Here is a 21,418-nt window from a genome sequence, read left to right on the forward strand (position 1 = left end):
TTGCGGTGGCTCAGTCCTCGGGGCCTCGGCCGGCGTCGAACGCGCGGTGATACCGTTCGGAGGCTTCGTCGAGCGCCCGTTGCGAGACGGAGGCGATCGCCATCGTGTCGACGAGCAGGGGCTCGCAGTCCGGTCCGCGTCCGGCGATGGCGCCCGTGAGCAGCCATGCGAATCGGCGCGGATTCTTGTCGGCGAGGTGCTGGTACTGGCACAGCTGGCGCGCGACCCAGTCCTCGACGGGGCGTGCCCACCACGACTCCGGGGTCATCGGGTTCACGGAGAGTCCTGGCAGTTCAAGCCTGCTCTCGAGGTCGAGGCTGCGCCCGCCGGCGTCGTGGTCCGGCCCCTCGCTGTACCGGACGTAGAGCGGCTCGATCTGCTCGACGAGGCCGACGACATCCCTCAGCGTCTCGCAGGCGAGCAGGCGCACTTCGCTGAGCGGCATGAGCGGTGGCTCATGCGCTTCCGAGATCGTGAACGACGAGGGTGCCATGGTGCGTCCAGCATCCTGGTTCGCGAGACCGGGTGCCAGAGGCTTGACAACCCGTGCGCGCAGCGCCCAGCCTTCAGCGCCCGAGCTTCTCCGCGCACGGCACGCAGAGTTCCGCGAACGGACGCACGCGCAGGCGAGCGACCGGGATGCCGCGACCGCAGTTCGCGCAGACGCCGTAGGTGCCGGCATCCATGCGCGCCAGCGCCTCGTCGACCTGCTTCAGCTCTTCGCGGGCGCCGTCGAGAAGCCCGCTGAGCCGCGACCACTCCGCAGAGAGCGGCACCCCCTCGGGGTCGTGCTCGTCGTCGTCGCTCTGGCTGCTGCGGTCGTGCGTGAGCTGCGCCAGCGTCGCCGATAACGCCTCGGTGCGGTCACTCGCCTCGCGCCGCAGCACGTCGAGGAGTGTGCGCAGCTCGTCGTCGCTCATGCCCATACCCTAGGCCCAGGGTTACGTCGAGCGGCTCTGGTGTGACGATCCGGTACGGACGGCTGGCGAAACGGACGGATGCCGGTCGGATCCGGGTGTTTCGCCAGCCAGGTGTGCGGATCACCAGCCATCTGGCGGGGGTCGACAGGCTCAGGGGTCGGCCGGGACCGGCCGACAGGCCTAGCCGAAGAGGAGGCTCAGCACGGTCGAGCCGCCGCCGACCAGGATGAGCGCGATGATCGTCACCCACGCGATCATGCGGATGCGACGGTTGCGGCGCTCACCGAGGTCGCCGTAGTCCTCGCTCGGGTTGTCGCTCATCTGCTGCTCCTGATCGTCTCGCTCGCCGCTTCGTGGTTGGCGGTTCGCGCTGCTGCTCCCTGGTTCGCGCTGCTCAGATCTGTTGACGATGCAGAAACTTCAGCAGCGTCGACAGATATCGACAGCGCGAGCGGCGGGGTCAAGCCACCGGCTCCGCGACGGTCGGGCCGAAGGCCGCGGGAAGCGTCGCCTGAGACACGGAGCGCAGCTCGGTTGCCGAGACCGTGAACAGCCCGGTCACCTCGAGGTCGGGCTCGGTGTCGGTCACGCCGATGCGCAGCACCGGGTAGCCGCGTCCCTCGCACAGGCCCTGGAACTTCACGTCCTCCTCGCGCGGCACGGTCACGATGACGCGCCCGGTCGACTCCGAGAAGAGAGCGGATGCTGCATCCACCCCGTCGCGATCCATGAGCTCGGTCAGCCAGACGCGGGCGCCGACGCCGAAGCGCATGACACCCTCGGCGAGTGCCTGGGCCAGGCCGCCCTCCGACACGTCGTGCGCCGAGGAGATCAACCACTCGTCGCGCGCGGCGGCGATGAGCCCGGCGAGGGTCCTCTCGCCGGCGAGGTCGACCTTCGGAGGGACGCCACCGAGGTGGCCGTGCACGACGTCGGCCCACGCCGAACCCGAGAGCTCGGTCGCGGTGGTGCCGAGCAGGTAGATGTTCTGCCCCTCGTCCTGCCAGCCCGACGGGATGCGGCGCGAGACGTCGTCGATGATGCCGAGCACGCCGACCAGCGGAGTCGGGTGGATCGGGGTGTCACCGGTCTGGTTGTAGAAAGAGACGTTGCCCCCGGTGACCGGGGTGCCGAGTTCGTAGCATCCATCGGCGAGGCCGTCGACGGTCTGCCCGAACTGCCACATGACCTCGGGGTTCTCCGGGCTGCCGAAGTTCAGGCAGTCGGTGATCGCGGTGGGCTCAGCCCCCGTGACGGCGACGTTCCGATAGGCCTCGGCGAGAGCCAGCTGGGCTCCCGCGTACGGGTCGAGCTGGCAGTAGCGTCCGTTGGCGTCGGTGGAGATCGCGAAGCCGAGACCGGACTCCTCGTCGACGCGGATCATGCCGGCGTCGTCGGGGAAGGCGAGGGCGGTGTTGCCGAGAACGTAGTAGTCGTACTGGTTGGTGATCCAGCGGGTGTCGGCGAGGTTCGGCGAGCCGACCAGCGCGAGGAACTGCTCGCGCAGCACGTCGCCGTCGTTCGACCGGGGCAGCAGCTCGGCGGCATCCGCCTGCAGCGCGTCGATCCACGTCGGGTAGGCGACCGGACGGTCGTAGACCGGGCCGTCGACCGCGACCGTCGACGGGTCGACGTCGACGATGCGCTCGCCCTGCCAGTCGATGACGAAGCGGCCGTCGCCGGTGACCTCGCCGAGCACGGACGTCTCGACGTCCCACTTCTTCACGACCTCGAGGAACGCGTCGAGCTTCTCGGGAGCAACGATCGCCATCATGCGCTCCTGCGACTCCGACATGAGGATCTCTTCGGCGGTCAGCGAGGGGTCGCGCAGCAGCACGTTGTCGAGCGAGACGTGCATGCCGGAGTTTCCGTTGGCGGCGAGCTCGCTGGTCGCGCACGAGATGCCGGCAGCGCCGAGGTCCTGGATGGCTTCGACCAGCTCGCCGCGGTACAGCTCGAGACAGCACTCGATGAGCACCTTCTCGGCGAACGGGTCGCCGACCTGGACGGCGGGGCGCTTGGTCGGGCCGGTGCTGTCGAAGGAATCGGATGCCAGGATGCTGGCGCCGCCGATCCCGTCGCCGCCGGTGCGCGCGCCGAAGAGGACGACCTTGTTGCCGACGCCCTCGGCGTTCGCGAGCTTGAGGGCTTCGTGGCGCAGGACGCCCACGGCCAGAGCATTCACGAGAGGGTTGGCCTGGTACACGGAGTCGAAGACCGTCTCGCCGCCGATGTTCGGCAGGCCCAGGCAGTTGCCGTAGAACGAGATGCCGGCGGTGACGCCGTGCACGACGCGGGCGGTGTCGGGGTGGTCGATCGCGCCGAAGCGGAGAGCATCCATCACGGCCACGGGCCGTGCGCCCATCGAGATGATGTCGCGGACGATGCCGCCGACGCCGGTGGCTGCGCCCTGGAACGGCTCGATGAAGCTCGGGTGGTTGTGCGACTCGGCCTTGAAGGTGACGGCCCAGCCCTCGCCGACGTCGACGACGCCCGCGTTCTGGCCCATGCCGACCATGAGGCGTTCCTTCATCTCGTCGGACACCTTCTGGCCGAACCTTCTGAGGTAGTTCTTGCTGCTCTTGTACGAGCAGTGCTCCGACCACATCACCGAGTACATGGCCAGTTCGCCCGAGGTGGGGCGGCGGCCGAGGATCTCGCGGATGCGGGCGTACTCGTCGTCCTTCAGCCCGAGGGCGCCGTAGGGCTGCTCCTTCTCGGGCGTCGCCTCGGCGTTGGAGACGGAGTCGGGGACGTGCTGACGAGCGGATGCTTCGGGGGCGGTGGTCACGCGCGCTCCAAGTGGCAGAAGAGGTGTGGCGGGGCGGTTTCAGTCTACTTGGGACCGGCGCCGACCGGTCTCGCCGGTCGGCCGGGGGCGTGCTGCGGCGGCGACTCGCTGGGCGAGCGCATCCGCCGCCGCGCGCAGCGGCTCGGGGCCGACGACCGTGAACGGGGCGTCGAAGCGTGCGACCGAGGCCAGCACTCCTGTCCACGACCAGGAGCCGACCGTGATGCGGCAGGAGTGCGCGTCGACGTCCTCGAGCGTCCCGTCGCCGATCCACGGCGCGACGTCACGGGCGGGAAGCGCGATCACGATTTCGCCGATGCAGGGCCAGCGGTCCTCGGCATCCGAGCCCTTCGCTCGTGCGGCGAGGTAGGTCTCGGCATCCGCCGCCGGCAGCGGGCGCGGCGTGAACGACGGGCCGGTCGGGACGCGGGGCGACATCCGATCGAGCCGGAACGTGCGCCAGTCGCCGGCCTCGAGATCCCAGGCGAGCAGGTACCAGCGGCCCTCGCGCACCACGACGGCATGCGGCTCAGTGCGCCGCGGCGGGCGGTCGTGGTTCGCGCCGTAGTCGAGCCGCAGCACGTGCCGGTCGCGCACGGCTGCGCTGACGGCTTCGAGCACGGCCGGGGCGACGCTGATACTCACGTCTATCGCGGGGCCGGTGAAGCGGATGCCGTCGACCCGATGCCGCAAGCGGGAGGGCATCACCTGCCGCACGGTGGCCAGGGCGCGGTCGGCTCCCTCGGCGATGTCGACGCCGGTGGCGGATGCCGTCTGCAGCGCGACCGCGATCGCCACGGCCTGCTCGTCATCGAACAGCAGCGGCGGCAGTTCGGAGCCCGCGGCCAGGCGGTAGCCGCCGTCGGGACCCTTGATCGCGCTGATGCGATACCCGAGCTCGCGCAGTCGGTCGACGTCGCGGCGCACGGTGCGCGGGCTCACGTCGAGCCGCTCGGCCAGCACGTGGCCAGGCCAGTCGCGCGGGGTCTGCAGCAGCGACAGCAGCGTGAGCATGCGCGACGAGCTTCCTGTCATGGCATCCAGTCTGCGCCCAGTAGAGGACTGAAACTGACCTCTACTGCTGTGATCGTGGTTCTCGACGGCAGTTCCGCCCGTCGACACGTTCCGCACCAGGAGAGAATCATGACCCTCACGACCACCACCCACTTCAACTTCCGCGGCGTCGCCCGGCAGGCGCTCGAGTTCTACCAGTCCGTGTTCGGCGGCGATCTCACGATCGCCACGTACGGCGACTTCGGGATGCCGGCGGGCGTACCCGGTGCCGACAAGGTCGTCTTCGGCGCGCTCGCCGCGGCCGACGGCATCCGGTTGATGGCCTACGACATCCCGGGGCAGGACGACGCCGATCCCGCGGCGACCGCAGGCTCGACGCGGCGCGAGAACGGTGTGACGATCACCGATCGCACGTTCTTCCAGGCGCTCGACGGCGGCTCGATCGCGGAGGTCAGCGTCTATTGGGAGCGGCTGGCCGATGGGGCGGCGATCATCGAGCCGCTGGCGGCATCCGCCTGGTCGGCCGGCTTCGGCATGCTCACGGACCGCTTCGGCGTGACCTGGACGTTCACCGTGACCGCTGATTAGTCGCGCCCCGGGAGGCGGCTGCGCGTCACGGACGGAAATGCGACGTGCGGCCGCACCGCGGCGGTCCTTAGATTGGTGGTTCCCCGCTGTGAAGGAGTTCCACCGTGTCCGAGATCCAGACGACGACCGCCGGCAGCCTGCCGCGTACCCGGGCGCTGCTCGACGCCAACGCGTCGCGCACGTTCGCCGAAGACGGCTTCACGCTCGAGTCGACGCCCGAGTTCGAGGCGCTGGTCGGCGAGGCCGTGGCCGACGTGGTCGAGCGTCAGCGCCGAGCGGGCATCACGCAGCCGGGCGACGGCGAGTTCGGCAAGGCGTCGTCGAGCTCTGTGGACTACGGCGCGTGGTGGGGCTACTCGTTCCAGCGGGTGAACGGCCTCTCGCTCACCGAGGTCAACGCGTTCAACGAGCCGGCGCGGCAGTCGTCGCCCGGGAACGTCGTGCTGACCAGCTTCCTCGACCGCCGCGACCGTCAGGCGTTCGCCGACGCCTACGCCGATCCGGAGGCCGGGATCGGCACCGGACGCAACGCGACGGCCTTCCCGACCACGACCGGTGCGATCTCGTACCGCGGTCAGGATGCCGTCGCCGCCGACATCGCGCACCTTCGCGGTGCGCTGCGCGAGGGCGAGACCGGTTTCCTCACGGCGATCGCCCCCGGTTCGGCGGCGCGCGTGCGCAACGAGTACTACCCGAGCGACGAGGCGCATATCGAGGCGTGGGCCGACGTGCTGCGCGAGGAGTACCGCGCGATCACCGACGCCGGGCTGATCCTGCAGCTCGACGACCCCTCGCTCGCCGAGAACTGGGACCAGATCACTCCCGAACCGACCGTCGCCGAGTACCAGGAATTCACCCGCATCCGCGTCGAGGCCATCAACCGGGCGATCGAGGGTCTGCCGAAGGAGCAGGTGCGCCTGCACCTCTGTTGGGGCTCGTGGCACGGACCGCACTCCACCGACATCGAGGTGCGTCACATCCTCCCGGTCGTGCTGCAGGCGAAAGTCGGGTCGATCTCGTTCGAGGCGGCGAACGCCCGTCACGAGCACGAGTGGGCGCAGTGGGCGGATGCCGCAGCCTCCGGCCTCATCCCCGACGACCTCGTGCTGGTGCCCGGAGTCGTCGGCCATTCCACGAACCTCATCGAGCACCCCGACCTGGTCGCGCAGCGGATCCAGCGCTACACGGACATCGTCGGTGCGGAGCGTGTGATCGCCTCGACCGACTGCGGCCTCGGCGGCCGCGTGCACCCCGACATCGCCTGGGCCAAGCTCGAGGCGCTCGGCGAGGGCGCGCGCCGGGCGGCACGGCCCGCGGCGGTCATCGCGTAGGGGGCGGGGGCGTCACCCCGGGCGTCCGATCGACCACGCGCCAGGTCGCGGGCAGCAGCGCCGACATCGCGGCGATCTTGATCGCGTCGCCGATGAGGAACGGCACGACGCCGAGCGTCAGCGCCGTGACGAGGTCGACGCCGAGGAACGCCGCGAGCCACGGCACGCCGCACGCGTAGATCGTCAGCGACCCTAGGGTCGCGAGTCCCAGCGTCGACCACACCGTGCGGTCCGAGCGACGGCGGGCCAGGATGCCGACGAGCAGAGTCGCGAGGACGTATCCGAGGATGTACCCGAACGACGAGAACGCCCAGCCGGACGAGCCGTTCGCGAACAGCGGCACTCCGACGATGCCGAGCGCGAGGTAGATGCCCGCACTGAGGCCGCCTCGGAGGGGCCCGAGCGCGGCGCCGGTGAGCAGCACGGCGAAGGTGGCGAGCGAGAGCGGTACTGGCGTCAACGGCAGCGGGATCGCGATGTACCCGGCGACGGTGATGAACGCCGTGCCGGCGAGCGTGAGGATCACGTCACGGACGCGGGCGCTGTTCCGCGAGTCAGCGCGGATCAGGTCGGCGAGCACGGGGACGCGGTCGAGGTGGGCGGCGGATGCGGACATGGTTCTCCTCGGGCTTCTCGAACACTGTTCACCTGAACACCGTTCTATAGAACGCTGTTCGGTAGACTAGCAGGATGAACGCCACACCAGCATCCGCTCGCAATGACAAGGCGGCCGTCGTCGCTGCGGCCATGCGCGTGCTGGCGGAGAGCGGTCTGCCCGGACTCTCAATGCGCCGCATCGCCGACGAGCTCGACGTGCAGGTCAGCGCGCTGTACTGGCACTTCCCGAACAAGCAGGCGCTGCTCGCGGCCGTCAGCGCGCAGATCGTCGGCGCGGCCCCGGCGGCGACCGAAATGGATGCCATCGCGCGAGGCCTGCGCGATCGACTGCTCGCGCACCAGGACGGGGCCGAGATCGTCTCCAGCTCGCTGGCGCTCGGCCGGCTCGACCTCCCGGCCCGCACCGCCCTCGTGACTGCCGCCCGGGAGGCCGGGCTGACGGATGCCGGCGCCGAGGTCGCCGCCAACACGATCGTTCACTACGTGATCGGCTACACCTTCCACGAGCAGCAGTGGCTGCATGCGTCGGTCGTCGGCGCCGCCGATGCGTCCGTCGACCTCGTCCCGGATCGCGCGGGCGAGCGTCGCGACGACTTCGACGCCGGACTCGCCATGGTCGTCGCAGGGGTTCGCGCGTCGGTCGCCGTCAACTGATCTCGGCGGGCGAAGCCGCAGCGGTCCGTCCGTCGGCGAACCGCGCCTGCGCACGATCATGGCGCTTGCCGACCGCGACGTGTTCGGTGGCCTTCGCGAGCCCCATCGGCTTGGTTGCGACGTAGACGCTCTCGGCGCGCTCGGTGAGGAAGGTCTCGTGCCAGATGCCGACGGCGCCCGGAGCCTTGCGGGCGCGCTTGTTGAACGCGGTCCAGGCCGGGCGATGCTCCTGCAAAGGAGCGGATGCATAGGCGTAGAGCTTCTCGATCGATGACCAGTACTGCACGACGTACGGGCCGCCGTCGCCGAACAGCAGCTGGTACCCGAGAAGGCCGGACTCCTTCTCCATGGACAGCTCGCGCAGCATCCGAGGCATCGCCACGAACGCCGGCATCCAGAGATCCGGGCGCCACCAGCGGTTGATCTGCATGCCGATGTGGAAGACGACCAACTCGCCTTCGTGGTGGTGGGTCGAGCGGGCGTTGACGACTTTCGACATGATGTCCTCCTGGCTAGATAGCGACACTATCCATAATGGATAGCGCTACTATCGAAGTCAAGAGGTGACGATGAGAATTTCCGAGCTGTCGGCGCAGGCAGGCGTTCCGGTGCCGACGATCAAGTACTACCTGCGCGAGGGGCTGCTGCCCGAGGGTGAGCGCAGCGCACCGACGCAGGCGGCCTATGGCGAGGCGCATGTGGAACGGCTGCGTGTCATCCGCGCGCTGATCGCGGCGGGGGTCAGCATCGCCGAGACGCGGCGGGTGATCGCTGCGCTGGACGGCCCGCACGAAAGCGCGCACGCGCTGCTGGGCGCGGCGCACTCGGCGATCACTCCGGCGGCGGACGACTCGCTCGACCTCACCGCGGCGATGGAGGTCGTCGAGGGTCTCGGCTGGAAGCCAGGCATGTGCGACGACGCCGTGCTGCACGAGGTCGCGCGTGCGCTGCGGGGGCTCGAGAGCGCGGGCTTCGAGGTCCCGGCGGAGACGATGCCGGTCTACCTCAAGAGCATGCGGGAGATCGCGGATGCCGAGATCGCCGGCGTTCCGACCGAATCCGCGGAGGCGGCCGTGCGATACGTCGTGCTCGGATCCGTGCTGGTCGAGCCGCTGCTGCTCGCGCTGCGACGAGTGGCGCAGCAGGTCGCGTCGGCCGAGAGGTTCGGCCCCCCGCCCTGAACGGTCGGGCTGGACGCGTTCGACCGGGATGTCGTGGCGCTCTGCGGCGGCAGCGAGATTCTTGTCGAAGGTGAGGATATGCGAGGGCTTACGCTGGAGGCGTGAACAAGAACACCCTGTGGACCATCGTCGGCGTCGTGATCGCCGTGGTCATCGCGTGGGCCCTCGTGAGCGTCCTGTTCAGCGTGCTCTGGTTCATCGCCAAGCTCGCCGTGGTGATCGTCGTCGCGGTGGTTGTGTTCCTGGTGCTGCGCGGGGTCTTCAGCAAGCAGGAGTAGTCGTCACTTCGGGGCAGGGCGGGTTCCCGGCGGAGCCTGCTGCTCGACCTCAGTCCACACCTCGGTGAGCTGCACGATGAGACCGTCCCTCATGCGGGCGAAGCTCGCGCATTCGAAGTGCTGAGCGCCGGCGGCGTCGCGACCCGTGATGTGCGATCGGCACGCGGCTTCGGTCGGACCGGCGACGATCTCCTCGATCGTCAGATGCTCGAATCCGGGATAGTCGCGGTTGAAGCGGATCCACTCAGCGCGATCGAACGATTCTCCGGTGTGCACGAGCCGGCAGACGAAGTCCGGGTGCAGAAAGCCCTCGAGATCCTCCCATCGCATCTCGTCGATGGCGGTCATGACTCCTCGCAGCGCAGCTTCGGCATCCATGACGGCAGGCTACGCGCGGCTGCCGACAATCAGGTGTCCGCAGGAATCAGAGATTCGTATTGACGTCTGGATCAGGACTGGTATCGTTACCAACACCGATCGAGGAGGATCACATGGGACAGAGGCACACAGCATTGAAGAGGGTGGGCGGCTTCGGCGCCGCCCTTGTACTGGCCGTAGGACTCGCAGCCTGCGCACAGGGGTCGTCTTCAGGGGGCGGCGACTCGAGCGTCGTCACACTGAACGGCGACCGCGCAGACTTCACCGAGGCATACGCCATCGCGGGTGAGGCGCTCCAAGAATCAGCCGGTTTCGGGCTCGAGGCACGCAACGTGCCCTCCACCGAGAACTACCAGCAGATCGTGCGCTCTTCGCTGAAGACCGACAGCACCACCGATCTGGTCAAGTGGTGGAACGGGTACCGGCTGCAAGAGCTCGCGCGGTCCGGTGGGCTCGCGGACCTCAGCGATTCCTGGGACGCCGCCGTCGAGAAGGGGTGGGTGAACGAAGACACCCGCGACAGCTTCTCCTACGACGGCAAGGTGTACGGTCTTCCGATCTACAAGTCCTACTGGACGATCTTCTACAACAAGAAGGTGTTCGAAGAGGTCGGCATCGAGGTTCCCACGACGTGGGCGGAGTTCGAATCGAACAATGACGCTCTCAAGGCAGCCGATGTCACGCCGCTGTTCGCCACTCAGCAGGCCGGTTGGACATCATTCATCTGGTACGCGGAGATCCTGTCGAAGCTCGATCCGGACTTCTACCAGAAGCTCATGGACGGCGAGGCGAAGTACACCGACCCGACTTCCCGCAAGGCCATGGAGATCTGGTCCGACATGTATGCCAAGGGTTGGTTCACCTCGCCTGACACCGCCTGGGACAACGAGCCCTCGCTGTTCGCAGCGGGCACCGTCGCACAGGTCCCGATGGGATCGTGGCGAAACGGCCTCTTCGCAGACACGATGGACCAGGCCGACTACGGCGCCTATCTGCTGCCGGTTGTCGAAGAGGGCGTGCAGCCGTCGGTGATCGTGGAGTCCGGAGTCATCACCATGGCCGAGAACGCACCGAACCCCGAAGGCGCGAAGGCCGTCATGGACAGCTGGTTGAGCCCTGAAGTGCAGCAGCCCTGGGCTGATGAGATCAAAGACACCTCGGCGAATCCGATGGTCGGCACCGACGACCCCGTGCTCGGCTCGATCCTTGAGCAGGTCGAAGCCAGCGAGCCGGTCGAGCTGGTGCGCTATTGGGAGGCAGGTCCTCCCGCGCTGATCGAGAGCGGCGTGCAGTTCTTCGGCGCATTCATGGCGAACCCCACGCCGGAGAACATCGATCCGACTCTGCAGAAGCTGCAGAATCTCGCTGACACCGAGTGGGCGAATTGGAAGGCAGACGAGAAGTGACAGAAACCGTCACGACGGCGACGCTGACCGGGGCGCCCCGGTCAGCGCGCCGTCGCGCGGGATCGCACGGCGAGCGGGTTCGCAGCATCCCGTTTCTGATCCCGGCCGTCGCGCTGGTGGGGATCATGCTGCTCGTGCCGTTCGTCGCGACCGTTTACCAGAGCCTGACGAACGATGACGGTTTCAATGCTGAGTTCATCGGGTTCGACAACTACGTCCGACTCTTCCGAGACCCGCTGTTCGGGCAATCGCTGCTGAACACGGTGATGTGGACGGTCGGCACCCTGGTGCTGCCGGTCGGCATCGGCCTGCTGGTTGCCGTCTTCACATCGCAGATGAGGGGCGGAAAGTGGCTACGGCTAGCCTTCATCCTGCCCTACGCGCTCTCGGGTGCGGCAACTGCGGTGATCTGGGGATTCATTCTTCGCTCGGATGGTGCGCTGAATCAGGCCATTGCCTTCTTCGGAGGCAGCCCGGCGGCATCCGGCTGGCTGCTGGAGTGGCCGACGAACACAATCGTCATGATCCTTGCCAACACGTGGCAGGCGACCGGAGTGGCCGTCATCCTCTTCCTCGTCGGGTTGCAGGCGATTCCTCCCGAGACGGTAGAGGCGGGAACGCTGGATGGTGCCACGGGCACCCGTCTGTTCTGGCACATCATCGTTCCGCAGTTGCGACCGGTCACCGTGGTCGTCATCGGCATGTCGATCGCCAACAGCCTGCGCGTGTTCGACATGATCTGGCTGCTTACCAAGGGCGGACCCGGAGGCTCGTCGGAGACCCTCGCCGTGACCATGTACCGAGAGACATTCATCATCAGCGACTACGGATACGGCGCTGCGGTCGCCGTTGTGCTGTCCATCATCGTCGTCGGCGCATCCTGGGTGTACCTGCGACAGCAGCTGAAGGAGAGCTGAGCCATGGGCCGCCTCATCCGCAACATCGTCCTATCGGCACTGGCGATCGTCTGGCTGGTGCCGGTCTACCTGCTGATCGTCAACGCGCTCACACCGATCTCGCAGTATCACGGAGAGCCACGCTGGTTCCCCGGCGGCTTCGCGATCGTGGAGAACATCGTCGCCGCGTGGAACCAATCCTCGCTGGGCCTCGGAATGCTCAACAGTCTGCTGTACGCGACCTGCTCCGCATTGATCGCCGTGCTGGCTGCTGGACTCGCTGGATTCGCCGTCGTCGTGATGCCGGTCCGCCGGCCGACGGTGTGGTTCTGGCTGATCTATCTCGGCACGCTGCTTCCGTTGCAGATCTTCCTCGCACCGCTGTTCAAGGCCTATGTCGGGGCGAAGATGTACGACACGTCGATCGGCATGATCCTGATCTACGCCGCGATCTGCGTTCCGTTCGCGTTCTTCATCGTGCGCAACTACCTCACGACCATCCCGCCGGAGATCGCCGAGGCGGCGAAGCTGGACGGCGCGGGGTGGGGAAGGCTGTTCGCACAGATCCATCTGCCGCTGATCCGATCTTCGCTCTTCGCAGCCTTCATCTTCCAGTTCACCTGGGTGTGGAACGACCTGCTGTTCGGCATCACTCTCACGACCAGTCCGGATCGACGTCCGGTGATGGCGGCCCTGGCCGAGATAAACGGCGGATTCGTGAACGTCGGCCCACCGGTCGTTCTGGCCGCCGCGCTGCTGGCTTCGCTGCCCACGGTGGTGTTGTTCCTGTCGTGCCAGAGATTCTTCGTGAGCAGTCTGCGCGCCTCTACTTGAGCAGGTCACAGAGCTGGGAGGTCACATCATGCGATGGCACGGCGACCCGAACTGGCTGATCGACGATCCTGAGCACCGATGGATGCTGTCGGGCGAGGCGGATCGTCTGCGGAGCTTCTTCGCCCAGCCATCCGGGTGGAAACGATACGGCTGGCGCGGATTCGACGGATCGGTTGACGCGGAACGACCGCTCGAACTTTACAGCGCCGCTCGGCTCGTCCACTGCTTCGGCATCGCGCGGATGCTGGGCGACGAGCAGGCAGGCGGCTGGGCCGCCGAGGGCGTGAGGCTGCTGCTTTCCGTGTTCATCGACCCGCGCGGTGGCTTCCTCGACATCGTGGCACCGGACGGTTCGCCGGTCTCTGGGCGGCGCAACGCCTACGGGCATGCGTTCGCCCTGCTCGCCGGCGCGACTGCGGTTCAGGCCGGCCTGCCCCGTGGGGCCGAGCTGCTCGGTCGCGCTCGAGAAGCGATCGACGAACTCTTCTGGGACGACGACGCCGGAGCCGCGGTCGACGAGGTCGATCCGCAGGGGCTTCCGGTGTCCGACTACCGGGGGCAGAACGCGAACATGCACCTGACCGAAGCGTTCCTCGCGTGCTTCGAGCTCACGGGAGAGGCCGAGTTCCTGAAGCGCGCGCGTCGACTCGCTGAGCGCTTCGTGATCACAGGCGCGGCGCCACGTGGATGGCGGGTGCCGGAGCACTACACCCGCGAATGGGAAGTCGACGAGGAGTACGGACGCGAGCAGCCTCTCGATCAGTTCCGACCCTTCGGCGTGATGCCGGGGCACGCCCTCGAGTGGTCGCGATTGATCCTCGGCATCGCTGCCCACGATCCGAGCTTCGTCCGTGCTGACGAGGCCGCGCGCGGTCTGTTCACCCGTGCCGTGCAGGACGGGTGGGATGAGGACAACGGCGGTGTGCGCTACACCACGGACTTCCACGGCGCGGTCGTCGGGTCCGCGCGGATGCACTGGGTGATCGCAGAAGCGCTCGCAGCGTCCGTCTGGTTGGCGCGGACCACTGGCGACTCGGGGTACGCGGACTGGTACCGAAGGTTCTGGGACTGGACGAATCGGCACGTGATCGATCGCGTTGGCGGCTCGTGGTGGCACGAGCTCGACGCAGACAATCGTCCGGCATCACGCACGTGGCCGGGTAAGCCGGATCTCTACCACGCGTATCAGGCGGTGCTCAGCGCCCGTCTGCTGCGGCCGGCCGGGTTCGCGGCCGCAGCGCATCACGACCTGTGAGCCTTCGCTGAACCGGGGTCTCCGGTTCAGTTGTCGCTCGTGCGTGATCCTCGCACGTAAGCCTTGATCGTCGCGAGGCGCTCGCTTCGCGTGCGCTCGGTGCGTTCGACGCGGTACGCCCCGACGGCGGCCGGGACGATGAACGTCTCGGCGTAGTGCACGACGAACGGCTCGAACGCCCCGGTCGGGCTGACGATGCGAGCTTCGTCTCCCTCGACCAGGTTCAGCACGTTCACGGTTCCCTCGGTGTCGTGATCGGCGCCCTGGGCGAACCAGTGGCGTCGGGTCTCGATGAACTCGAGCTCGTGCAGGCCGGTGCGCTCTTCGACGACGTCGCCATCGGTTCGCAGCGTCTCGACCTGCTCGAGCAGGTGCTCGTTCACCCACTCGGTGTCGCGGTCCCACTGGATGTTCTTCACACCGTGGTCGAGATGCACAGGGCGAGGGATGCCGTCGAGCCCGACCCGACCCCAGTCCCAGAGCTTGAACGTGAAGGTCGACGGGGTGGCCGAGATCTCGAGAACCATCGAGTTGGCGCCCGAGCAGTGGATCGTCCCCGCTGGGATCGCGAAGTGGTCGTGCTTTCTGGCGGGGAAGGAGTTGATGTACTTCTCCGCGGGGAAGGGGGCGCCGCCCTCCTGCGCCGTGGTGAGGTCCTCGACCATCTGCTGCCGGTCGATGCCGGTCTTGGTGCCGAGGAACACCACGGCGTCATCGTCGGCGTCGAGCAGGTAGTAGCTCTCGTCCTGCGTGTAGGCCATGCCGAACGTGTTGCGGATGTAGTCCTGGAGCGGATGCACCTGCAGGCTGAGGTTGCCGCCGCCCATGGTGTCGAGGAAGTCGAAGCGGATCGGGAAATCCGCACCGAAGCGCGAGAAGTTCTTGGCGCCGAGCAGGTCGACCGGCTGCGCGAACACGAGGTCGATCGAAGGGATCTCGACGACGCCGCCGTCGCCCTCGAGCAGCAGAGAGTTCTCCTCCGGCACGCAGTCGAAGCACCAGGCGTAGTTGTCCTTCGCCGGATCGAGCCCGATGAGATTCTTCATCCACTGCCCGCCCCACACTCCGGGGTCGAAGAACGGCACGACGCGGAACGGCCGCGCCGCGGCATCCTGTAGTGCCTGACGGAAGGCATCGCCGGTGATCATGCCCGCATCGGGGGAATCGGGATGCGGAACGGTCGGCGCGATCGCGTTGCCGTCCACGACGAAATCGACCGTGTCGAAGAGCGTGCGCTTGTGGCGATCGGCGGTGCGCCACTCGACGTAGAAGCCACGCTTGTACTTGCGGAGACTGTCTTCGCCGGCGTTGTCGGCGCGCCAGTTGGTGGCGCCGGCGCGCTGGCGCAGCTGAATCTCCCAGCGGGCCATGTCGACGAGCACCGTGGCGGGGTTCTCGAGTCGGTCTGCGAGCAGGGCGGCGCCCCAGCCGATGACGACCGTGGATGCCGCGACGCTCTGCGCCAGCTCGGAGAGGCGCTCCGAATCGTAGAAGTCGCCGAGCGCGAAGTGGCTCATGACGCCGAGCACGCGGTCGTCGGTGAGGTGCGGGGCGATGAGCTGCTCGACCTCGGCGCCCGGGCGGGCGGCATCCTCGACATTCACGATCGTCCAGTCGGGAAGCGCCTCCTGGATCTGCGCGCTGAGGGCCGGGATGTCGACGCCGGGGTAGGTGTCGACGAGGAGAACCGGTGTTGCGCCGCGCACGGCCGCATACTCGGCAGCGGCCTGCCAGCCGGCGGATCCGCGGAGAATGCGCTCGCCGCTGGGTAGCGGCACCGTGGGCTGGGTGTCGTAGCGGCCGCGTTCGGTGTGTCCCTCGTGCATGTCGCTGATCGGCGTGCTCAATGTGTCTCCTGGTCTTTCTCGGTGCGGGCGTGCGCGTGGCGGGCGAGCGTGCTCAGCCCGCGCGCGACGGAGTATTCGGGCTCTGGCGGCACGATGAAGCGGGGCGCGGTCATCGACGGCCAGAGGTGTTCGCGGACGTAGGTCTCGATCGGCGTGCGGACGGCGTCGCCGGCGCGCAGGATGCCGCCGGAGAGGATGACGACCGTCGAGTCGTACATGTGGCAGAGGGTGACGACGGTCGCGCTCCACACCTGCAGGAAGTGCTCGCGAGTCTCGGCGTGCTCGTCCGACGCGAACAGGTCCTTGACGGTGCCGTTTTTCAGCGCCCACGCACTCGCCAGCGCCTCCGCGCACCCGACGTTCCCACAGGGGCACACGGGCCCATGGATACCGGTCGTCACGTGCCCGCCGAGGATCCCGGCATGCCCGGTGACTCCGCGCAGCGCGACGCCGTCGATCATGGCGGCGGTGCCGATTCCCGTGCCGAGGGTGACGAGCACCGCGTCGCGCTCGCCGCCGGCGGATCCGGTGGACGTCTCGCCGATCAGCGCCGCGCGTGCGTCGTTCTCGATGGCCGCGGGGAGGCCGAGCCGGTCGCTCGCCCAGTCGTGCAGATCGAAGCCCTGGAGGAAGTCGTATTTGTCGTTGGCGTGCAGCATGCGTCCGGATGTCGGGTCGACGACGCCGGGAACGGCGATGCCGACGGCGATCGGGTGGCCTTCGACGCTCTCGATCAGTGCGCGGGATGCCGTGACAGCCGCGTCGAGATCGGCGGTGCCGCCCGTGACCGGAACGCGGTCGGATGCCAGAATGCCGACGCCATCGATGATCGCGAGCTTGATCTCGGTGCCACCGAAGTCGATGCACAGCTCCATCGCCACACTCCTGTTCTCTGGTAATTGGTAACGTTACCAAGAGCCGATGAGAGTGTCAACATCTCGGCGGGTCGCAGGGCTGCCGGAGCGCCCCCGGCATCCCGCAGCGGCCACTACCGCAGGTGCATCCGCAACTGCACCGGAAGCTCCACTTCGCGCACGGCGCCGGTGTCGTCACCGGCATCCAGTCGATCGAGAAGCAGCCGCGCAGCGGTCCTGCCGAGCTCTCTCGGGTCGTGGTCGATGACGCTGATCGGCACGGGCGAGAGCTCTGCGAGCTCGAAGTCATCGAAGCTCATCACCTCGGGGAACTCTGCCGCCGGCTTGAGTCCCGATGTGATCTGCTGGTTGATCTCCTTGAGCGCGCCGATGGCGTTGCGGTTGTTGGCGCAGAACACGGCGGTAGGCGGATTCGCCATGCGTAGCATGGCGCGGGTGGCTTCTCGCGCCTCGTCCACCGTCTGCTGTCCGACGGCGATCAGCGTCGGGTCGAGGGGGATGCCGCGGTCCTTCAGGGCTCGGATGAAGCCATCGTGGCGACGCTGGCCGGTGAAGATGGCCAGGGTGTTGCCGAGGTAGCCGATGCGGCTATGGCCTGCATCGATGAGTGCGGTGGCGCCCTGATGGGCCCCTTCTTCGTCGGCGAGCACGACGTTGTCGGCATCCAGTCCCTCGATGCGACGTGAGGCGAGGACGACCGGAACGCCCTGCTTCTGACTTTGGGCGAGATGGTCTGGCGCGGTGCTGGCCGGGACGACGATGAGCCCCTCGACGCGGCGGCCGAGGAAGTCGCTGACCAGCTCAGCCTCGCGATCCGCATCCTCCGATGTGTTGCCGAGCAGGATGCGTCGGCCGGTGAGTGCCGCTTCTTCTTCGACGCCCAGCGCGAAGGTGCTGTAGTACGGGTTCGCGATGTTGGTGATCGCGATGCCGATGAGTCCGCTCGAATGGCCAGGCCGGATGCTGCGCGCATTCTCGTTGCGGTGATACCCGAGCTCGGCGACTGCGGCGAGCACGCGCTCCTGCACATCAGGTTTGACGTTCACGCCGCCGGAGAGCGTGCGAGAGACGGTCATCGGGCTCACGCCGGCGTGCTGCGCGACCTCTTTGATGGTCGGGCGGTGTGCGGCCATGCCCAGCCTCCCTCCGATGTAGGGAACGTTACCAGTCACCAGGAGCCTGAGTGCCCGACCATCCGAGGGGTCTACCCTGGCGGCATGAATACGGACGCTCAGACTCCTGACCGCGACGACGATTCTGCAGGGAGCGCTCTGGACAGGGACTTCCTGCAGCAGTCGGTGAAACTTGCTCTCGAGAATGTCGCCGACGGCGGCGGCCCGTTCGGCGCGGTGGTCGTGCGCGACGGCGAGGTCATCGGCACCGGTCAGAACAGGGTGACGCGCGACCACGACCCCAGCGCGCACGCCGAAATCGTGGCGCTTCGCGCGGCCGGGCAGCAGATTGGTGACTTCTCGATGGAGGGCGCCACACTGTACTCGTCATGTGAGCCGTGCCCGATGTGCATGGCCGCCGCCCTTTGGGCACGCGTCGATCGCGTCGTCTACGCCGCCGATCGTCATGATGCCGCTGACGGCGGTTTCGATGACCTTGCTTTCTATCGGATGTTCGAAGCCGAGCGCTCCGAATGGGCGGTGCCGGTGGAGGCGATGCCCCTCGCCGAAGCGACGGCGCCGTTCGAGCGGTGGTTGAGCACGGCGGACCGCACCGAATACTGACGCCGGGGCCGGACTCCCGGCGGGAGGGGGCGCGAAGTGTCGCCAAATCGCGCGTGAAGCGAACGTTTGCGACCCCTGCCCCGCCCACGGACCCCGCGCCGCGCCCACCCCGGCCTTACGGCCGCGTGTCGTCGTGGTGCACGACGCGGCTCAGCTCGATGACGCCGCCGGCCAGCTCCCAGTAGTGCAGCCGCCGCGCTCCCGGAGCGTTCTGCTCGATCGACGACCGCCAGCAGCGCGCGCCGTCCGACCGCACGACGTACGGGTCATCGCCGCCCTCACCCGAGCGCAGCCGGTGCAGCTCGCGCGCCGGGATCTCGCGGTCGCGCCCGGTGATGGCATCCACGCAGGCGCGCACGGCCTTGCTCAGCTGGTTCTCGTCGAGCGCGTCCAGCGAGTCGATGAACGCGGGGCCGAACGAGAACTCGCGCAGCGGCCACCGTTCCCGCTCACCGGGTGCGGTGCGATTGCCCCAGGTGCGTTCGATCTCTATCCGGATGCCGTCCGCCGTCGGATCCACGTGCGCCCGCTCGGCCGCCCGACGCGCGTCACGCAGCGCCCGCCCGGCTTCGCGACGATCCTGCGAGGCATCGGCCAGCCGCGCTTCGACCTTCGCGCGCTCGGCCCGCTCGTCGGCCAGGCCGGCGCGCAGCTGCTCGTTCTCCGTCCGCAGGCTCTCCAGCTCCGACGCGTCGGGAGCCGACCGTCCGCCTCGCGCGACGAGGTTGGTGAGTGCGAGGATGTCGCGCCTCGCCGCCGCCACCTCGCTCGACAGCTCGTTCAGATCGTGCCGGATAGCGGAGTCGTCGCCGGGCGACACCCGAGGCTCGGATGCCGGCACCGCCGCCTCCGCCACAACCGGCGCCACGGCATCCGGCGCGGAGGCACCGGCCGAACGCCCCTCACTCAACCACGGAGCTCCGCCGGCGACGAGCGCGAGCGGCGGGGTGAGTGCGGCATCCGGCTCGACGTCCTCGCAGCTGAGCGCGACCTCGGCGCCCGCATCGCGATGCACCCGCACGCGGATGACGTCGCCGACGTGCAGCAGCTCGCTGACCGGCCCCTCATCCACGTCGACATCGCGGCGCCTCAGCACAACCGAGACGCGCGGATGCAGCTGCACGGTCGCGCGCAGCTCGGTCACCTTCACGACGAGCGCGAGCGTCTGGGAGCCGTCGGCGAAGACCGAGAGGTCGGGCGCGAGCGGCTCGGGGTGCAGCTCGAGTTCGTCGAGGACGCCGGTGACCGGCCCGCCCTCGACGAGAGCCGCGATCAGCGGGATGTCGGGCGGCAGCAGCGCGCCGGTGGCCGTCACGGTCGTGCCGTCGTCGAGGCGGACGATCGCGACGGTCCCGTCGGCGACGAAGCCCCGCACGGTGCCGCTCGCGCGGCGGATGCTGGACGCGGGAGCCGACTCGACCGTGCGCCGGCCGGTCTGACCCATCGCATCCTCTATGAGATCGTCGGCGTCGGAGTGGCCAGGGAAGCGGAGCTGCGAGCGGGTCCATTCCGGCGCCTCACCGAAGTCGGGCGGATACGAGCGCGCGGCACCGCCGAACGCGTGCGTCTTCGGCGGCAGCAGGTGCTCGAGGTCGTGGCTGGCCGAGTCGGTCTCGATCGTGACGACCTCGGCGATCCCGTCGAGCTCCGTGCGCAGCCGCGCCAGATCGAAGTGGAACAGCCCGTCGGCGTCGGCCGACACGAGTACGAGCGGACGCTCGCGGCGCCCGAGGATGCGCGTCGCGAGCGCTTCGACCTCGGCAGCGGTGCGGACGTCGGCGAGGCTCATGGGTGCGAGTGTAGGCGAGGCATCCGACGATCGATCCGGGGCGCGGCGCGGACTCGAGAGCGCCGTCGTCTGCCACTCTCAAGGAATGGAATCTGAGACCACCCCGGTGTCCGGGCGAGCGCCCGCGTGGCCGTCGCTGCTGATCGGCGTCGCATCCGCCGCCGTCATGCTGTTCCCGTCGTGGGTGGGCGGTGGCCGTCTGCCGCTGCAGAACCTGTGGCACGTGCAGACCATGCCGGACGACATGCCGTTCGCGCTGCTCCCAGTGAGCCAGTACTACGCGATCAACATCTTCGTCATGCTGCTGCTCGGTGGCGTCGTCGCGGGTCTCGTGGTGCGCGTCGTCCGACGGAATCGGATGCTGCGCACCGGCGCCGCCGCGCTCGGCGTGCTGCTCGTGCACCTGGTCGTCACCGTGCAGGCGTTCGCGGTCGTCGGCGCCGGGCACGGCATCTGGGAAGGCTCGGCCGGCGGCCGCGAGATGCTGTACTTCGCCGGGATGCTGGGCGGGGTGATCGCCGGCATCCTGCTCGCGCAGCTCGGCCTGTGGCTGACCTCGCGCGCGTCGGTGACCCCCGTAGCGCTGGGAATCGTGCTCGCCGCGGTGCCGTTCGCGAATTGGATCGGCACCGCGATCACCGCTTTCACGACGTACATGGGCTACCCGCAGTTCGTCGCCGAGATCCTGCGCTGGCTGCCCGCGGTCATCGTGGGTGTGACGCTCGCGTGGTGCGGTGTGCGTCCGCTCGTGCGGCTGATCGTATGGGTGGTCGGGGCGCTCGCCGTGTGGATCGTCCCGGCGCTGTTCACGGCGATCATGTACGCGCTCGGGTCGCGGGTGTTCCAGGGTGATCTGGAAGTGATGTCGGAGGCGGCGGCGCAGATCTTCCCGCAGGCGGTGGCCGTGCTGTGGCAGCCGGCCGTGGTCGCGCTCGTCATCGGTGCGGTCGGCGTCGTAGTGCGGATGCTGGTGACACGAGTGCGTTCACAGCCTCACGCGCGCAGCAACCCCGCCGCGGCCGAATGA

Annotated in this window: 23 protein-coding genes; 11 read left to right on the forward strand and 12 right to left on the reverse strand. The window is 68.3% G+C overall.

The genetic code is table 11. The features are described from left to right. Positions 1 to 10: 10 nt before the first annotated feature. The 5 genes from IM776_RS00650 to IM776_RS00670 form a co-directional block, all read right to left on the reverse strand. On the reverse strand, positions 11 to 493 hold the full coding sequence (locus tag IM776_RS00650; RefSeq protein WP_228479834.1) for a DUF6098 family protein: 483 nt from the start codon (positions 491 to 493) through the stop codon (positions 11 to 13). A 73-nt stretch (positions 494 to 566) separates the two neighbouring features. Then, the gene (locus IM776_RS00655; protein ID WP_194421178.1) at positions 567 to 920 is read right to left on the reverse strand and encodes a TraR/DksA family transcriptional regulator; all 354 of its coding nucleotides are present in this window, start codon (positions 918 to 920) and stop codon (positions 567 to 569) included. A gap of 180 nt (positions 921 to 1,100) precedes the next feature. Next, a complete protein-coding gene (locus IM776_RS00660; protein ID WP_194421179.1) occupies positions 1,101 to 1,241 on the reverse strand; it encodes a hypothetical protein in 141 nt (46 codons plus the stop codon). 139 nt (positions 1,242 to 1,380) lie between these two features. Beyond that, on the reverse strand, positions 1,381 to 3,711 hold the full coding sequence (purL, locus tag IM776_RS00665; RefSeq protein WP_194421180.1) for a phosphoribosylformylglycinamidine synthase subunit PurL: 2,331 nt from the start codon (positions 3,709 to 3,711) through the stop codon (positions 1,381 to 1,383). Positions 3,712 to 3,750: 39 nt separating this feature from the next. Beyond that, positions 3,751 to 4,746, reverse strand: coding sequence for a helix-turn-helix transcriptional regulator (locus IM776_RS00670; protein ID WP_194421181.1), 996 nt, complete (start codon positions 4,744 to 4,746; stop codon positions 3,751 to 3,753). 108 nt (positions 4,747 to 4,854) lie between these two features. On the opposite strand from IM776_RS00670, the gene IM776_RS00675 reads away from it, so the two are divergent. Further along, on the forward strand, positions 4,855 to 5,313 hold the full coding sequence (locus tag IM776_RS00675) for a VOC family protein (RefSeq protein WP_194421182.1): 459 nt from the start codon (positions 4,855 to 4,857) through the stop codon (positions 5,311 to 5,313). A 104-nt stretch (positions 5,314 to 5,417) separates the two neighbouring features. After that, the gene (locus IM776_RS00680; RefSeq protein WP_194421183.1) at positions 5,418 to 6,644 is read left to right on the forward strand and encodes a cobalamin-independent methionine synthase II family protein; all 1,227 of its coding nucleotides are present in this window, start codon (positions 5,418 to 5,420) and stop codon (positions 6,642 to 6,644) included. Here IM776_RS00680 and IM776_RS00685 read toward each other — a convergent pair. Further along, the gene (locus tag IM776_RS00685; RefSeq protein WP_194421184.1) at positions 6,634 to 7,260 is read right to left on the reverse strand and encodes a biotin transporter BioY; all 627 of its coding nucleotides are present in this window, start codon (positions 7,258 to 7,260) and stop codon (positions 6,634 to 6,636) included. The genes IM776_RS00680 and IM776_RS00685 overlap by 11 nt on opposite strands. Before the next feature lie 74 nt (positions 7,261 to 7,334). On the opposite strand from IM776_RS00685, the gene IM776_RS00690 reads away from it, so the two are divergent. Then, on the forward strand, positions 7,335 to 7,916 hold the full coding sequence (locus IM776_RS00690) for a TetR family transcriptional regulator (protein ID WP_194421185.1): 582 nt from the start codon (positions 7,335 to 7,337) through the stop codon (positions 7,914 to 7,916). On the opposite strand, the gene IM776_RS00695 is transcribed toward IM776_RS00690, so the two are convergent. Continuing rightward, complete coding sequence (locus IM776_RS00695; RefSeq protein WP_194421186.1) at positions 7,909 to 8,415, reverse strand: DUF4188 domain-containing protein; 507 nt, start codon at positions 8,413 to 8,415, stop codon at positions 7,909 to 7,911. The two genes, IM776_RS00690 and IM776_RS00695, sit on opposite strands and share 8 nt — an antisense overlap. Positions 8,416 to 8,485: 70 nt before the next feature. Between IM776_RS00695 and IM776_RS00700 the strand changes: the two genes are divergently transcribed. Together IM776_RS00700 and IM776_RS00705 are read left to right on the forward strand one after the other, a co-directional pair. Continuing rightward, entirely contained in the window at positions 8,486 to 9,097 is a 612-nt protein-coding gene (locus tag IM776_RS00700; RefSeq protein WP_194421187.1) for a MerR family transcriptional regulator, read from the forward strand. 101 nt (positions 9,098 to 9,198) lie between these two features. Continuing rightward, positions 9,199 to 9,375, forward strand: a complete 177-nt coding sequence (locus IM776_RS00705) for a hypothetical protein (protein WP_194421188.1) — start codon at positions 9,199 to 9,201, stop codon at positions 9,373 to 9,375. Between the two features lie 3 nt (positions 9,376 to 9,378). Here IM776_RS00705 and IM776_RS00710 read toward each other — a convergent pair whose 3' ends face one another. Continuing rightward, positions 9,379 to 9,753 carry a nuclear transport factor 2 family protein gene (locus IM776_RS00710; protein ID WP_194421189.1) on the reverse strand — a complete coding sequence of 125 codons (375 nt, stop codon included), beginning with the start codon at positions 9,751 to 9,753 and terminating at the stop codon, positions 9,379 to 9,381. A 113-nt stretch (positions 9,754 to 9,866) separates the two neighbouring features. On the opposite strand from IM776_RS00710, the gene IM776_RS00715 reads away from it, so the two are divergent. From IM776_RS00715 to IM776_RS00730, 4 genes are read left to right on the forward strand one after another with little or no spacing between them, the layout of a single operon-like run. Further along, a complete protein-coding gene (locus IM776_RS00715; protein ID WP_194421190.1) occupies positions 9,867 to 11,159 on the forward strand; it encodes an ABC transporter substrate-binding protein in 1,293 nt (430 codons plus the stop codon). After that, the gene (locus tag IM776_RS00720) at positions 11,156 to 12,076 is read left to right on the forward strand and encodes a carbohydrate ABC transporter permease (protein ID WP_228479835.1); all 921 of its coding nucleotides are present in this window, start codon (positions 11,156 to 11,158) and stop codon (positions 12,074 to 12,076) included. Before IM776_RS00715 ends, IM776_RS00720 begins: the two co-directional genes overlap by 4 nt. A gap of 3 nt (positions 12,077 to 12,079) precedes the next feature. Then, positions 12,080 to 12,889, forward strand: coding sequence for a carbohydrate ABC transporter permease (locus IM776_RS00725; protein WP_194421191.1), 810 nt, complete (start codon positions 12,080 to 12,082; stop codon positions 12,887 to 12,889). Between the two features lie 28 nt (positions 12,890 to 12,917). Then, positions 12,918 to 14,144 carry an AGE family epimerase/isomerase gene (locus IM776_RS00730; protein WP_194421192.1) on the forward strand — a complete coding sequence of 409 codons (1,227 nt, stop codon included), beginning with the start codon at positions 12,918 to 12,920 and terminating at the stop codon, positions 14,142 to 14,144. Between the two features lie 26 nt (positions 14,145 to 14,170). Here IM776_RS00730 and IM776_RS00735 read toward each other — a convergent pair whose 3' ends face one another. From IM776_RS00735 to IM776_RS00745, 3 genes are all read right to left on the reverse strand, one after another. Further along, positions 14,171 to 15,991 (reverse strand): class I mannose-6-phosphate isomerase, encoded by a 1,821-nt coding sequence (locus IM776_RS00735; RefSeq protein ID WP_194421193.1) that lies wholly within the window; start codon positions 15,989 to 15,991, stop codon positions 14,171 to 14,173. Beyond that, positions 15,988 to 16,866 (reverse strand): ROK family protein, encoded by an 879-nt coding sequence (locus IM776_RS00740; RefSeq protein WP_194421194.1) that lies wholly within the window; start codon positions 16,864 to 16,866, stop codon positions 15,988 to 15,990. Before IM776_RS00740 ends, IM776_RS00735 begins: the two co-directional genes overlap by 4 nt. 113 nt (positions 16,867 to 16,979) lie before the next feature. Next, the gene (locus IM776_RS00745; RefSeq protein WP_194421195.1) at positions 16,980 to 17,999 is read right to left on the reverse strand and encodes a LacI family DNA-binding transcriptional regulator; all 1,020 of its coding nucleotides are present in this window, start codon (positions 17,997 to 17,999) and stop codon (positions 16,980 to 16,982) included. An 84-nt stretch (positions 18,000 to 18,083) separates the two neighbouring features. Here IM776_RS00745 and IM776_RS00750 point away from each other — a divergent pair, with 84 nt between their 5' ends. Further along, the gene (locus IM776_RS00750) at positions 18,084 to 18,602 is read left to right on the forward strand and encodes a nucleoside deaminase (protein ID WP_194421196.1); all 519 of its coding nucleotides are present in this window, start codon (positions 18,084 to 18,086) and stop codon (positions 18,600 to 18,602) included. A 115-nt stretch (positions 18,603 to 18,717) separates the two neighbouring features. On the opposite strand, the gene IM776_RS00755 is transcribed toward IM776_RS00750, so the two are convergent. Beyond that, the gene (locus tag IM776_RS00755; protein WP_194421197.1) at positions 18,718 to 20,391 is read right to left on the reverse strand and encodes a S1 domain-containing protein; all 1,674 of its coding nucleotides are present in this window, start codon (positions 20,389 to 20,391) and stop codon (positions 18,718 to 18,720) included. Positions 20,392 to 20,476: 85 nt separating this feature from the next. Here IM776_RS00755 and IM776_RS00760 point away from each other — a divergent pair, with 85 nt between their 5' ends. Further along, positions 20,477 to 21,418 (forward strand): hypothetical protein, encoded by a 942-nt coding sequence (locus IM776_RS00760; RefSeq protein ID WP_194421198.1) that lies wholly within the window; start codon positions 20,477 to 20,479, stop codon positions 21,416 to 21,418.

It is taken from the genome of Microbacterium abyssi (genome assembly GCF_015277895.1).
Lineage (GTDB): Bacteria > Actinomycetota > Actinomycetes > Actinomycetales > Microbacteriaceae > Microbacterium > Microbacterium abyssi.

What these genes read in the sequence shown, in the direction of transcription:
- IM776_RS00650 (WP_228479834.1), bottom strand. Translation starts at nt 493, where the DNA reads ATGGCACCCTCGTCGTTCACGATCTCGGAAGCGCATGAGCCACCGCTC.
- IM776_RS00655 (WP_194421178.1), bottom strand. Translation starts at nt 920, where the DNA reads ATGAGCGACGACGAGCTGCGCACACTCCTCGACGTGCTGCGGCGCGAG.
- IM776_RS00660 (WP_194421179.1), bottom strand. Translation starts at nt 1,241, where the DNA reads ATGAGCGACAACCCGAGCGAGGACTACGGCGACCTCGGTGAGCGCCGC.
- IM776_RS00670 (WP_194421181.1), bottom strand. Translation starts at nt 4,746, where the DNA reads ATGACAGGAAGCTCGTCGCGCATGCTCACGCTGCTGTCGCTGCTGCAG.
- IM776_RS00675 (WP_194421182.1), top strand. Translation starts at nt 4,855, where the DNA reads ATGACCCTCACGACCACCACCCACTTCAACTTCCGCGGCGTCGCCCGG.
- IM776_RS00685 (WP_194421184.1), bottom strand. Translation starts at nt 7,260, where the DNA reads ATGTCCGCATCCGCCGCCCACCTCGACCGCGTCCCCGTGCTCGCCGAC.
- IM776_RS00690 (WP_194421185.1), top strand. Translation starts at nt 7,335, where the DNA reads ATGAACGCCACACCAGCATCCGCTCGCAATGACAAGGCGGCCGTCGTC.
- IM776_RS00695 (WP_194421186.1), bottom strand. Translation starts at nt 8,415, where the DNA reads ATGTCGAAAGTCGTCAACGCCCGCTCGACCCACCACCACGAAGGCGAG.
- IM776_RS00700 (WP_194421187.1), top strand. Translation starts at nt 8,486, where the DNA reads ATGAGAATTTCCGAGCTGTCGGCGCAGGCAGGCGTTCCGGTGCCGACG.
- IM776_RS00710 (WP_194421189.1), bottom strand. Translation starts at nt 9,753, where the DNA reads ATGGATGCCGAAGCTGCGCTGCGAGGAGTCATGACCGCCATCGACGAG.
- IM776_RS00715 (WP_194421190.1), top strand. Translation starts at nt 9,867, where the DNA reads ATGGGACAGAGGCACACAGCATTGAAGAGGGTGGGCGGCTTCGGCGCC.
- IM776_RS00725 (WP_194421191.1), top strand. Translation starts at nt 12,080, where the DNA reads ATGGGCCGCCTCATCCGCAACATCGTCCTATCGGCACTGGCGATCGTC.
- IM776_RS00730 (WP_194421192.1), top strand. Translation starts at nt 12,918, where the DNA reads ATGCGATGGCACGGCGACCCGAACTGGCTGATCGACGATCCTGAGCAC.
- IM776_RS00740 (WP_194421194.1), bottom strand. Translation starts at nt 16,866, where the DNA reads ATGGAGCTGTGCATCGACTTCGGTGGCACCGAGATCAAGCTCGCGATC.
- IM776_RS00745 (WP_194421195.1), bottom strand. Translation starts at nt 17,999, where the DNA reads ATGGCCGCACACCGCCCGACCATCAAAGAGGTCGCGCAGCACGCCGGC.
- IM776_RS00750 (WP_194421196.1), top strand. Translation starts at nt 18,084, where the DNA reads ATGAATACGGACGCTCAGACTCCTGACCGCGACGACGATTCTGCAGGG.
- IM776_RS00755 (WP_194421197.1), bottom strand. Translation starts at nt 20,391, where the DNA reads ATGAGCCTCGCCGACGTCCGCACCGCTGCCGAGGTCGAAGCGCTCGCG.
- IM776_RS00760 (WP_194421198.1), top strand. Translation starts at nt 20,477, where the DNA reads ATGGAATCTGAGACCACCCCGGTGTCCGGGCGAGCGCCCGCGTGGCCG.